Source organism: Sphingomonas sp. 37zxx (assembly GCF_000786205.1).
Classification (GTDB): domain Bacteria; phylum Pseudomonadota; class Alphaproteobacteria; order Sphingomonadales; family Sphingomonadaceae; genus Sphingomonas.
Window position 1 is genome coordinate 97,977 of the sequence record NZ_JROH01000001.1, and the last position, 12,429, is coordinate 110,405.

10 protein-coding genes are annotated in these 12,429 nt (G+C 64.8%); 3 read left to right on the plus strand and 7 right to left on the minus strand.

What is annotated here, in order from left to right; genetic code table 11:
* Positions 1 to 6: 6 nt before the first annotated feature.
* A complete protein-coding gene (locus QU44_RS00480; RefSeq protein ID WP_156140837.1) occupies positions 7 to 855 on the plus strand; it encodes an alpha/beta hydrolase family protein in 849 nt (282 codons plus the stop codon).
* Positions 856 to 1,016: 161 nt separating this feature from the next.
* Here QU44_RS00480 and QU44_RS00485 read toward each other — a convergent pair whose 3' ends face one another.
* Positions 1,017 to 2,768 (minus strand): hypothetical protein, encoded by a 1,752-nt coding sequence (locus QU44_RS00485; protein ID WP_033919417.1) that lies wholly within the window; start codon positions 2,766 to 2,768, stop codon positions 1,017 to 1,019.
* 229 nt (positions 2,769 to 2,997) lie between these two features.
* Between QU44_RS00485 and QU44_RS00490 the strand changes: the two genes are divergently transcribed.
* Positions 2,998 to 3,810 carry a ferredoxin--NADP reductase gene (locus tag QU44_RS00490; RefSeq protein ID WP_033919418.1) on the plus strand — a complete coding sequence of 271 codons (813 nt, stop codon included), beginning with the start codon at positions 2,998 to 3,000 and terminating at the stop codon, positions 3,808 to 3,810.
* Positions 3,811 to 3,858: 48 nt separating this feature from the next.
* Here the strand turns inward: QU44_RS00490 and QU44_RS00495 are convergent, their stop codons facing one another.
* The 5 genes from QU44_RS00495 to QU44_RS00515 form a co-directional block, all read right to left on the minus strand.
* On the minus strand, positions 3,859 to 4,845 hold the full coding sequence (locus QU44_RS00495; RefSeq protein ID WP_231621553.1) for an FAD:protein FMN transferase: 987 nt from the start codon (positions 4,843 to 4,845) through the stop codon (positions 3,859 to 3,861).
* Positions 4,835 to 5,656 (minus strand): DUF4198 domain-containing protein, encoded by an 822-nt coding sequence (locus QU44_RS00500; RefSeq protein WP_052134182.1) that lies wholly within the window; start codon positions 5,654 to 5,656, stop codon positions 4,835 to 4,837. The genes QU44_RS00495 and QU44_RS00500 overlap by 11 nt, the downstream gene beginning before the upstream one ends.
* Before the next feature lie 16 nt (positions 5,657 to 5,672).
* Positions 5,673 to 6,179, minus strand: coding sequence for a DUF2271 domain-containing protein (locus QU44_RS00505; protein ID WP_033919574.1), 507 nt, complete (start codon positions 6,177 to 6,179; stop codon positions 5,673 to 5,675).
* A gap of 11 nt (positions 6,180 to 6,190) precedes the next feature.
* Positions 6,191 to 6,856, minus strand: coding sequence for a PepSY-associated TM helix domain-containing protein (locus QU44_RS00510; protein WP_052134183.1), 666 nt, complete (start codon positions 6,854 to 6,856; stop codon positions 6,191 to 6,193).
* Between the two features lie 204 nt (positions 6,857 to 7,060).
* On the minus strand, positions 7,061 to 8,995 hold the full coding sequence (locus QU44_RS00515; protein WP_033919420.1) for a ribonucleoside-diphosphate reductase subunit alpha: 1,935 nt from the start codon (positions 8,993 to 8,995) through the stop codon (positions 7,061 to 7,063).
* Between the two features lie 434 nt (positions 8,996 to 9,429).
* Here QU44_RS00515 and QU44_RS00520 point away from each other — a divergent pair, with 434 nt between their 5' ends.
* Entirely contained in the window at positions 9,430 to 10,701 is a 1,272-nt protein-coding gene (locus tag QU44_RS00520) for an MFS transporter (RefSeq protein ID WP_052134184.1), read from the plus strand.
* A 41-nt stretch (positions 10,702 to 10,742) separates the two neighbouring features.
* Here QU44_RS00520 and QU44_RS00525 read toward each other — a convergent pair whose 3' ends face one another.
* The gene (locus tag QU44_RS00525; protein ID WP_033919421.1) at positions 10,743 to 12,425 is read right to left on the minus strand and encodes a GMC family oxidoreductase; all 1,683 of its coding nucleotides are present in this window, start codon (positions 12,423 to 12,425) and stop codon (positions 10,743 to 10,745) included.
* Positions 12,426 to 12,429: the final 4 nt, after the last annotated feature.

The window sequence follows — 12,429 nt, forward strand, 5'->3', positions numbered from 1 at the left end:
AATCGAGTGAGGGGTCGCACGCCAACGCTGTTTGCCCTGTCGTTCGCGCTGGGCGGCTGTACCGTGGCGATCAACCAGGACAGTTTCTTCCCGCAAACCATGCCAGCCCCCGCTGCCGCGCTCACCGCGCCGCCGGGCTATACGATGGAAGAAGCGTTGATCGTCCTGCCATCGGTGGGGGCGGTGCATGTCGTCCGGCTGGACAACCCGGCGAGCGAGGCGACGCTGATCTATAGCGGCGGCAATGGCAGTTTCGTGGCCGGGCAGAGCCAGATGGCGGCGGCGCTGGCCGACGCGGCCAAGACCGACATCATCCTGTATGACTATCCCGGCCGTGGCGGCACCACCGTGCCGCCGACGATCGACGCTTCGCTGGCGAACGGTCCGGCGTTGCTCGAGGCGCTGCGCGCACGCGGCTGGATCGGGCGTGCGGGGCTGTTCGCCTATGGCCTGTCCTTTGGCGGATCGCAGGCGGCGGCGATGGTCCGCAATGGCGGCTTTGACGGGCTGATCATCGAAGGGAGCGCAGCCGACATTCCGCGCATCGGTCGCGGTTTCGTGCCTGCACTTGTCCGGCCCTTTGTGCTGCTGCGCGTCGATCCCGTCCTCGCCCGGTTTGAATATGCCGAGTATGCGATCGCAAGTGGCGCGCCGATCCTGCTGGTCTCGTCCGCCGATGACAGGATCGTCGCCGCCCCGATCATGCGCGATTTTGCCACAGACCTGCGCGCAAAAAAGGTCGATGTGACCTTTGTCAGCGTACCCGGCGGGCATGGCAGAGCGCTGGGCGATCCTGCGGCGCGGGCGGCGGTGACTCGCTTTCTGGCCACGCATGCGCGACCGGCTGGCGGCTAGTGGTCCGATTCTGACATTTGCTACCCCCTTCGGCTCAGTCAGGAGCAAATGTCAGAATCTCCAGGACCACTAGCAATTATGTGATTCTAGTGGATTTTATGATTTTGACATTCGCAGCGAGAGCGTGCCGCAGGCGGGATGCGAATGTCAAAATCAATCCACTAGGCAGCGTCGGTCGCCACCCCGAGTGCTGCCGCCAGATATTCCAGCGCCGCGATCCTGCGCCATAGCGCGGTGTCGGTCACCCGGTCGATGTTGAAGAAGGCGCGCATCGCGGGGAAGGCGAGGTCGATCACCCGTGCCATGTAATCGGGGGTCAGCAGCCCGCCATGTTCGTCGCCCATCGGCCGCAGCCGGCGTTGCAGCGCATAGCTGTGCTGGCGCACCCAGGTGGGGCGGATCCGCGAGGACCATTCGCTGAAGCGGTGGCGGCGCCCGGGCGGCTCGGTGAAGCGGTGGCCATAGGCCGAGGGTTGGGCGGCCAGCGCGGGGTCGATCGCGGCGAGCAACTGCGCCTCGAACCGGCCAGCTTGTTTGAGCGCCATCGGCAGCGCCATCGCCTCGGCCACCAGCCGGTGATCGAGGAACGGCATCAGGTATGCGCCGTAACGCGATTCGAGGCTGATCTCGCGCCCGAACAGCGACCGGCAGCGCACGTGCGGATAGGCTTGCTCAATCCATTGGCGCGACAGCAGCGCGGTGGGGCTGCCAACGCCCAGCGCGTCAGCGATCTTGCGCTCGATCGCGCCGATGAAGGCGCGCGGATCGAACAACGCGGTCGCGTCGCGGGCGTCGAAGCGGGCGAAGAAGGTGCGGGCGACGGTGCGGGCCGAGGCGGGGCGATCGGCGAGGAAGAAGAAATCGCGCCAGATCTCGCCGCAGCCGCCCGATGCCGCCAGCGCGCCGCCGGCATGGCGCTTGTCGCGCGCCCAGGCCGCGCCGCCATTGTCGAAGATATTGCCGAAGGTCGGCAGCGCGTCGAACTGGTCAAAGTTGCGCGCCACCTGCTCGGCAAAGCCATCGGGGGTGATCGATAGCGCGCCGTCCTTGTCGACCCATTCGACCGCGAACCCCATCGCGTCGCCGATCGCTTGGGCAAAAACGACATCATCCTCGTCGCGGTCGCCATAGACATAGACATGCGGGGCGTGGCCCGCCTCGCGCAGCGCCGCCAGCAGCAGCCGCGAATCGAGCCCGCCCGACAGCGGGCAAAAGATGCGGTCGCCAAACGACCCCGCATGCGCCGCGACCACTTGCGCCAGCCGCTGGCGGTGCCGCCCGATCCGGTCGGGCAGCGCCATATCGCTGACCGTATCGGGCAGGCGTTTTTCGAGCGGATGGGTGATCGTGCCATCGCGGGTCAGTTCGATCATGGCGCGCGGGCCGAGCGTCTTTAGCCCGGCGAACACGCTATCTTCGCCGATCGGCACGACGTTGAACGCGAATTCATACACGCCCTGGCGGTCGAACCGAAGCACCGGCATCGAGCGGGCGGCGGCAAGCAGCGAGGTCGAAAAGAAGCTGCGATCGCTGTCGTGATGCACCTGGTGCGCGGCAAACCAGTCGGTGAAGACAAAGCTGCGCCCGTTTTTGTGGATCAGCGCGGTGAATTGGCCACCGATACGCTGCCAATCGGGCGCGGTATCGAAGCTGGCCAGCAAGGTCGCAAGCGCGGGTGCGCCGATCGCCGAATCGAAGGTGAGTGTGCCCGCCACCGCCACGAAATCCGCCCCCTCGACATGCAGCGTGGCGGGGCCGCCCAGGACATAGTCGAAGTGGAGGATATGCCAGCCGGCCACCGCATGTTCGCTGGGCGGGCCAAAGCCGTGGCGGGCATATTGCGCGCGAGCCATGCCCAGCCGCGTATCGGCCACTGCGCGGTTCGCGTTGCGGGTAAGGTACAGGCCGGCCATCGCCGCGTGGTGTAGCGGGTAACGCTTAACGATCGATAGACCAAGGCCGTCGGCGGTGCTGGCTTCAACGGCTGCTTGGAGGCGGTATAGAATAGCTGGCACGACGCGGGCCGCGATCCACGATAGGGCGGCTGCATCATCCCTAATGCGCGTCGGCGTTGATCGTTTCGCCACAGGTCGGTATCGACCGCCGACAAGCCGCGCCTTTTGCGTTACCGGAGACTGTCCTTTGCACGCCCCCCGCACGAAGCTTACCCAGCCGCCGCACGCCGCCTTTGACACTGTCGAGGTGAAATGGGTGCGCCATTGGAATGAGCATCTGTTCAGCCTGGCGGTCGATCGCCCGCCAAGCTTTCGCTTCCGTTCGGGCGAGTTCGTGATGCTGGGGTTGCAGGGCGACGATAAGCCGCTGATGCGCGCCTATTCGATTTCGAGCGCGGCCTATCATGACGAGATCGAGTTTCTGTCGATCAAGGTCGAGGACGGCCCGCTGACGTCGCGGTTGCAGAACGTCGTCGCGGGCGATGAGCTGTATATGGGGCGCAAGCCCACCGGCACGCTGGTGACCGACGCGCTGACGCCGGGCAAGCGCCTGTTCCTGCTGTCGACCGGCACCGGCCTTGCGCCGTTCCTTAGCCTGCTTCGCGATCCCGACACCTATGAGCGGTTTGAACAGATCGTGCTGGTGCATTCGGTGCGCCGCGTGAGCGACCTGGCGTTCCATGAGGAATTGTCGGGCAAGCTGGCCGATGATCCGCTGGTGGGCGAGCAGGCGCAGACCCAGTTGCACTATATCCCAACCGTGACGCGCGAGCCGTTCCATACCAGCAAGCGTATCCAGGGCTTGATCGAGGACGGCACGTTGTTTGCCGCGCCGATCGAAGGGCCGGCGGCGTTCGATCGCGAAACCGATCGGGTGATGATGTGCGGCAGCACCGCGATGATCGCCGATTTCGCCAAGCTGCTCGAAGATGCCGGGTTCGAAGAAGGTTCGAATGCGCGCCCTGCGGACTTTGTGATCGAGCGGGCGTTCGTCGGGTGATCTCTGCCCCGTTCGTGCCGGGGCAGGCTCGGCATGAACGGGGAAGCGTCAGGCGAGCATCGCCGCCAGTGCGGGGGTGATCCATTCGCGGCCATCGCCGGCGCGAAGCTGCGCGGCAAGGGTATGGCGCTGCGCCGCCGCCATCGCCGCATCGGGGCCAAGCACGGTCAGCGCGGTCGCCCAGGCATCGGCGGTCATGCAATCGGCAGCGATGACAGTGGCCGAAACGATGCCGTTTTCGATCGGCCAGCCGGTGCGCGGATCGATGCTGTGGCCCAGGCGGCGGCCATTGCGGGCGATGAAGCGGCGATAATCGCCCGACGTTGCCACCGCCAGATCGTGCAGCGCGATTCGCAGCGACGCAGGGAGGCCCGGCGGCGCTTCGACCTCGACCCACCAGGGCTCGCCATCGGGGCGAATGCCGGCCCCGACGAACTCCCCGCCGATCTCGACCAGAAAATCATGCACCCCCGCCGCGCGACAAGTCGCGGCCAGCCGATCGACCGCATAGCCCTTGGCAATGCCCGACAGGTCGAGCGTGACCCCGGCATGGCGGCGGGCGCGATGGCCAAATAGTTCCAATTGATGCGCGCCGCTGCGTGCAAGGGCACCGGCGACTTCGCGTAGCCGGGGCAGATCGCCGCGCGCGCCCGGTGGGCCGAAACCCCAGAGATCGGCAAGCGCGCCGCAGGCAGGATCAAAGGCCCCGTCACTGGTGCTGCTCACCGCAAGCGCGGCGGCCAGCACCTTGGCCAGATCGGCGGGCAAATCATGCCATTCGCCGATCGGCGAGCGATTGAACCGTGATAGCGCCGAATCGGGCCGCCATTGGCTCATCGACATGATGACCGAATCGATCGCTTGCCAAAGCGCGGTCTCAAGCCCTGGCGGCGGCGCGACTACCAGTGCCGACCAGCTGGTGCCCATCGTGTCGCCGCCGATCCGGGCAATCGGCGCCGCTGCGTCGCGCCTGGCGAACGCTTCGGGCGCGACGATTGCCGGGATCGCGACGTGCATCGCCGTGTCAGGCGCCAAGCACTTCCAGCGTGGTCGTGTAGCTCATGCGGCGCGCGGCTCCGGGGATGGTCGCGCTCTTGCCAGTTGCACTGGCATTCAGCCAATACATGCCCGCTTCGCTGAACGACACGCGGACCTTGCCCGCCGCATCGGTCTTGAGCGTCTGTTCATCGACCGCGTCGCGATAGCGTTTGCCGCCGCGCACCACCAGCACCTCGAGCCCGGCTGCAGGCTTGCCATCCACGATAAAGCCGAACACGGCGTCTTCGCCGGTCACCACATCGCTGGGATGGGTTTCGGCCACCATTTCGAGTCCCTTGCCGGTCGGACGAAGCACGGTGTCGGTGGGCGCACCCGAGGTGACGAACACCTCGTAGCGGCTCTCCATCTGCGTCAGCGCCACGTCGGTCGCCCCGGCGGGGATGATGCCGGGCAATTTGTCGGCAGTGGTGCCGCGCGGCAGGCGCTTTTCTTCGCCATTCAGCTTGTAGCTGCCGCCGATGCCGTCATTTTGCATCGCGACCTTCCAGGTCCCGGGCTGCGTCAGATGCAGGTCGAAGGTGCTGCGGAAGCGCCCGGTGTTGAAATTCTCGACCTTGGCGGCGCTGCCATCGGGGGCGAATGCGCTCGGCTCGACGCGCATCGGCTGATGATCGGCGTGGAATACATCGGTCGATGCCGCCGCGTCGAAGGTGACCCAGCCATCGGCGCTCGAGATGATCGTGGTCGAGGGGGCCATCCACAGCCGGTGCGCCTGCAGGCTGGCAGGCACTGCGGCGATGGCGACGGCGGCGATGGCGATGGCGGTGGCGGTGGCGGTGCGAAGCATGGCGAAATTCCCCTGATCAGCGCGTGAAGGCGAGCGCGACCGCGCCCAGTTCGGATTTGCCCGATGCGGTAAAGCTTTGGCCGGGCTTTGGCGGCCAGCTGAAGGGAACGCGGATCACCTCGCGGCCCCCTGCTTCGCGCGCTGCCTCGATCGCCAGCACATATTGGCCGGGGGCCATCTGGCCGGTCGGCACGCGGACCATATGCTTGCCCGGCGCGCGGGTGGCACCCGTCACGCCATCAGCGGGAAAGCGCATCGTCCGGCCCGAGGCGCGCCACCAGCTTCGCACATCGCTCAGCCATTTGGTGCCCTCGTTCTTGGCCATGTCGAAATCATACCAGACCTGAAGCGTGCGCGCGGGGGCACCGGGCTTTTCCAGCCAGATGGCGACATAGGGCCGGTTATATTCGGCGACGTTCAGGCGCGGGATCGTGAGTTCGATTTGCGCGGTCTGGGCGAGGGCGGGCGTGGCGAGCGCGAGCATCGGCAGGCCGGTGAGCAGCATTTGGTGGCGGACCTGCATGGTCATTGTCCTCAATGGATGAAGAAAAGGGTGATGATGGTAGGAATGGCGAGGCCCAGCGCGACCAGCGGCCAGGTGCTTGGCCGCTTTTTGGCGTGGATCTGGAGCAGTACGAAGCCGGTGAGGGCGAAGATGACACAAGCGCCCGAAAAAATGTCGAGAAACCATTTCCAGGCGGTGCCGGTGTTGCGGCCCTTGTGCAGGTCGTTGAGCCAGGAAATCCAGCCGCGATCGGTGACTTCGGCGGTGATCGCGCCGCTGGCCTTGTCGATCGCGACCCAGCCGTCGCCGCCGGGACGCGGCAGCGCGACATAGACTTCGCCCTCGCTCCATTCGGCATTGCCGCGCGGCGAAAGCCCGGTCTCGTCCTCGATCCAGCGCGCGACCGGGGTGGGGATCGGGCGCGCGGTCTGATCGCTCGACGATAGCTGCGCCAGCAGTGGCGCGGGCAGCGCGGCGGCGGCGGTGTTCACCCTCGGCGTCGATTCGATCTCACCCGCATGGTTGAGCGTGATGCCGGTGATGGCGAACAGCAACAGGCCGACCAGACTGATCGCCGAGCTGACCCAATGCCACAAATAAGTCTGTTTCAGCCAGAATGCCTTGCGGCCCGATTTGCGGCGGGGCGGTGCGGGGCTGGTGGTGGCGGCTACGGGGTTGGTGGTAGCTTGATGCATGGCGGCTTAGCTACGCTTCATCGTCATCGGCCAGTTCATGTACCGCTTTTCACTTTCGCGCCGCTAATGCAAACAATTCGCATCTCCTGCGGCGTGCGTGGGGGTTTGTCAATATCGGGGGCAGGCGGGATGGGTCGAAAGGCACAGAAAACCCCGGCGTCTCGGGTGAGACGCCGGGGTTGATAGCGACGGGTCAGGCGATGCTTACTGGCAGGCGAGGCACTCGTCATAGTCGGTCGATTCGCCCAGATCGAAGGTGGGCTTGTCGATCGTGTTGTCGGCCTCGACCCCGCCGCTGCCGGCAAAACCGGCGCGCTGCATCGACTTCGAGCGGAGATAATAAAGCGATTTGATGCCCAATTCCCACGCGCGGAAGTGGAGCATCAGCAGATCCCACTTCTCGACATCGGCGGGGATGAACAGGTTCAGCGACTGCGCCTGGTCGATATAGGGGGTGCGATCGCCCGCGAGTTCGAGCAGCCAGCGCTGGTCGATCTCGAAGCTGGTCTTGAACGCATCCTTTTCATCCTGGTTCAGGAAATCGAGATGCTGGACGCTGCCGCCCTTTTCCAGGATCGAGTTCCAGATCGCGTCGGAGTTCTTCGACTTGGCCGACAGCAGCTTTTCCAGATGCGGGTTACGCACCACGAAGCTGCCCGACAGCGTCTTGTGGGTATAGATATTGCCCGGGATCGGCTCGATGCAGGCGCTGGTGCCGCCGCAGATGATGCTGATCGACGCGGTGGGCGCGATCGCCATCTTGCAGCTGAAGCGCTCCATCACGCCCATGTCGGCGGCGTCGGGGCAGGGGCCGCGCTCGATCGCGAGTTGCATCGATGCTTCGTTCACTTGCGCCGAGACGTGGCGGAAGATTCGCAGGTTCCACGACTTGGCCATCGCGCCCTCGAACGGCAGGCAGCGCGCCTGCAGGAACGAATGGAAGCCCATGACGCCGAGGCCGACCGAACGTTCGCGCATCGCCGAATAAGCGGCGCGCTCCATGCCGGGTTCGGCGCGGTCGATATAATCCTGCAGCACATTGTCGAGGAAGCGCATCACGTCCTCGATGAAGCGCTTGTCGCCGTTCCACTCGTCCCAGGTTTCGATGTTGAGCGACGAGAGGCAGCAGACTGCGGTGCGGTCGTTGCCGAGGTGATCGCGCCCGGTGGGCAAAGTGATCTCGCTGCACAGGTTCGAGGTCGAAACCTTCAGACCCAGGTCGCGATGATGCTTGGGCATCGTCGAATTCACGTGATCGCTAAAGACGATATAGGGCTCGCCGGTCGCAAGCCGCGTCTCGACCAATTTCTGGAACAGCGAGCGGGCATCGACCGTCGCGCGGACGCTGCCGTCCTTGGGGCTTTTGAGCTGCCATTCGTCGCCTGCGCGGACGGCTTCCATGAAGGCGTCGGGGATCAGCACGCCGTGGTGCAGGTTGAGCGCCTTGCGGTTGAAATCGCCGCTGGGCTTGCGGATTTCGAGGAACTCTTCGATCTCAGGGTGCGAGACGTCGAGATAGCAGGCAGCCGAACCACGGCGAAGCGAGCCCTGGCTGATCGCCAGTGTCAACGAATCCATCACGCGGACGAACGGAATGATGCCGCTGGTCTTGCCGTTGAGGCCGACCGGCTCGCCGATGCCGCGGACATTGCCCCAATAGGTGCCGATGCCGCCGCCGCGCGAGGCGAGCCAGACATTCTCGTTCCAGGTCTGGACGATGCCCTCAAGGCTGTCGGGAACCGAATTGAGATAACAGCTAATCGGCAGGCCTCGCCCGGTGCCACCGTTCGACAGTATGGGCGTTGCGGGCATGAACCACAGCTTCGAGATATAGTCATACAGCCGCTGCGCATGCGTTGCGTCATCGGCATAGGCCGAGGCGACGCGGACGAAGAGATCCTGATAGCTCTCACCCGGCAGCAGATACCGATCCTTGAGTGTTTCCTTGCCGAAATCGGTCAGCAGCGCGTCGCGCGAATGATCGACCTCGACCGCATAAAGCTGGACATCGACGGTGTGCGAGTTGCGCTTCTTGGGCGCGGCAGCCTCGGTTGCGGCTTTGGTGGCGGCTTCGATGCCGGCCTCGATAATGGTGTCGGTCGCGGTATCGCTCACGTGCTGATCGTCCCTGAAATCCATGACTGGCCCCCGTCTCTCATTCGTGCGGCATGCACCCCGAGTCGCGGGTAGATGCCGAAATTACCATCCCGCGAGGTGCGCGAGAACAAAAAGTGATCGTTTTGCACCGGGGAGCGGAAACGAGCCGTGCCACGATATGGGTCTATCGTGCGTCGGATACCAGCGCTTGGGTCCGCCCCCGTTCGCTACCACCATAGATTGTGCCTAAAAGCGTTTGGGGGCAAGCGGGTAAATCGCCACCCGGCGGCGCTTCGTCGGAAATGCGGGTGGTTCGGACGCGATCGATCGGGCGCGACGCATGGACCAAGCTGGCCTCGCGCGAAAGCAATAGGGTGGCATGGGCAGGCCAAAAAGATTTTGGTGGAGGAATCAGCGCCGGTTGCATGCGAGCGGCTTTTCCCGGACCAATGACCTTTGGGGGCAGGAGAGCAGCGATGGACGAACTGGGACGCACGACGGTGCACCAGGTGACATGGCGGCTGATCCCGCTGCTCGGGCTGCTGTACATGGTCGCCTATATCGACCGGCAGAACGTGTCCTATGCCAAGCTGCAAATGGTCGGCGACCTGGGCATCAGCGAGGCGGCCTATGGCTTGGGCGCGGGATTGTTCTTCGTCGGCTATTGCCTGTTCGAAGTGCCGAGCAACCTGATCCTCGAGCGAGTCGGCGCGCGGCGATGGTTTGCGCGGATCATGGCGAGCTGGGGGGTGGTGACGCTGCTGCTGGGCTTCACCCAGAGCCCGACGATGTTCTACATCCTCCGCTTCCTGCTGGGCGTTGCCGAGGCGGGGTTCTTTCCCGGCGTGCTCTATGCGCTGACCCTGTGGTTCCCGCAGGCGCATCGCGCGCGTGCGATCGGGTTGTTCATGCTGGCGAGCGCGGTCGCCAATGCGGTGGGGGCGGCGCTGGGCGGGTTGCTGCTCGACCTTGACGGGCTGGGGGGCTTGCGCGGCTGGCAATGGGTGTTCCTGGCGACCGGCGCGCCCGCTTTGCTGCTGGTGCCGGTGGTGCTGCGCTATCTGCCGAGCGGCCCGGACGAGGCGCGCTGGCTGACCCCGGCGCAAAAGACCTGGCTTGCCGAAGTGCTCGAGGCCGAGCGAACCGCTGGTGGGCGCGAGGCGCATGGCAACCCGCTACGCGCGCTGCTCGATCCCCGCGTGCTGATGCTGAGCGCCGCCTATGTCGGGTTTCCGCTGGCGGCCTATGGCCTCAGCTATTGGCTGCCGACGATCGTCCAGGGGTTCGGGGTGTCGAACACCGTCAACGGGTTCCTCAACATCACTCCGTGGGTGCTGGTGGGGCTGGCGCTGTGGGCGGTGCCGCGCCACGCCGCGCGCTACGCTGATCAGCGCTGGCATATCGTGGTGCCAGCGATCGTTGGCGGCATCTGCCTGATCGGCAGCGTGGTGGTGCCCGGCGCGGTCGCGAAGTTCGCATTGCTGTGCATCGCCGCGCCCGCGATCTTTTCGGGCCAGCCGGTGTTCTGGACGCTGCCGCCCCGCTTCCTGAGCGGGGCGGGGGCGGCGGCGGGGTTGGCGATCATCAATTCGGTGGGCAATCTGGGCGGGTTCGTCGCGCAGACGGTGGTGCCGCGAATCCGCGACGAAACCGGGAGCGACCTGGCACCGATGCTGTTCCTGGCCGCGTGCCTGTTCGCGGCGGCGGTGGGGGTGCTGGTGGTCGAGCGAAGGTTGCCGCGCGGCTGACAAGTTGCTTCCCTCTCCCGCGCCGCAGGAGAGGGAAGCAATCAGATCGTGCCGGCCTGTTTCAGCTTCACCGCGTGATCGACCGCGCGGGCGGTGAGCGCCATGAAGGTCAGTGAGGGGTTTACGCACGAGACCGATGTCATCTGCGCGCCATCGGTGACGAACAGATTCGCCGCGTCATGCGCCTGTCCCCATTTGTTGACCACCGACTGGCGCGGATCGGCCCCCATGCGCGCGCCGCCCATTTCGTGGATCGCATCACCCGGCACATGTTCGCCGCGCCGGCTGGTGACGTTGGCGAGGCCGGCCTTGCGGAGCATTTCCTCGCCCTGTTCGCGCGCGTCGGTCATCATCTTGAGTTCATTGTCGCGGAAGGTGACGTCGAACCGCATCAGCGGCATGCCGAAGCGATCGACCTTGTCGGGGTGCAGGCTGACGCGATTATCTTCATAGGGCAGGCATTCGCCGAACGCGGTCATGCCGAAGCTCCAGGGGGCATAGCCGCGCATCGCCTGTTTCATCGAAGCGCCAAAGCCGACCGGGGGCATCGGCTCGCGGCGAGCGCCGCCCTGATAGCCATAGCCGCGCTTGAAGCCGACGCCTTCTTCGCCGCCGACATTGCGGAAGCGCGGAATATAGACGCCGCCGGGACGCCGGCCATATTCGATATAGTCGGTCATGCCCGGAATCTCGCCGCTGATGCCGACTCGGAAGATATGGTCCATGACATAGCGACCCAGCGTATTGCTGTTGTCGAACACGCTTTTGGTCGAGCCGGGTGCGCGGGTGTTCATCATGATCTGGGTCGACGACATCGCCGAAGCGCACAGGAAAACCAGGCCCGCCGGGATGATTTCGGCCTGGTTGGTCGTGGTGTCGATCACCCGAACCCCGGTGACGCGCTTGCGCTTTGCGTCATATTCCAGGTTGGTGACCAGCATGTTGGCGCGCAAGGTGAGATTGCCGGTGGCGCGGGCCGCCGGCAGCGTCACCGCCTGGGTCGAGAAATAGGCACCGAAAGAACAGCCGCGACCGCATTGGTTGCGATATTGGCATTTGGTGCGGCCCTGATCCTCTTTGTCCTCGGTCATGTTCGACAAGCGGGTGTTGATCAGCTTGCGCCCCGGCGACGTTTCCTCGAGCCGTTGCTTCAGCCATTTCTCGGCGATGTTCATCTGCATCGGCGGCTGGAACACGCTGTCGGGCAATTGCGGCAGGTTTTCGCGCGATCCCGAAACGCCGATATATTTCTCGACATAATCATACCACGGCGCGACGTCTTCATAGCGGATCGGCCAGTCGATCGCGACATTCTCGCGCTTATTGGCTTCGAAGTCTTCGGGTGCCCAGCGGAACGACCAGCGGCCCCAGATCAGCGATTTGCCCCCGACCGCGGCCGGGCGAATCCAGTAAAACTTGTCGCCTTCGTCATAGGCATAGGGGTTCAGCCGGTCGTTATTATAATATTTCTGGGTGCTCGGCGCGACATAGCCGTGCCTGGCGATGAAATAATCGGTTTTCAGCAGTTCCGCCGGCATTTGATCGCGTGCCGGGATTTCGAAGGCCGGTTTGCCGTCATAATCATAATCCTGGCCGTGTTCGACCATGACGCCGCGATCAAGCATCAGGACGCGCAGTCCCTTTTCGGTCAGTTCCTTGGCCGCCCAACCGCCGCTCACCCCGGAGCCGATGACGATCGCGTCGAACTTGTCGGTCGCTTGCATGTGA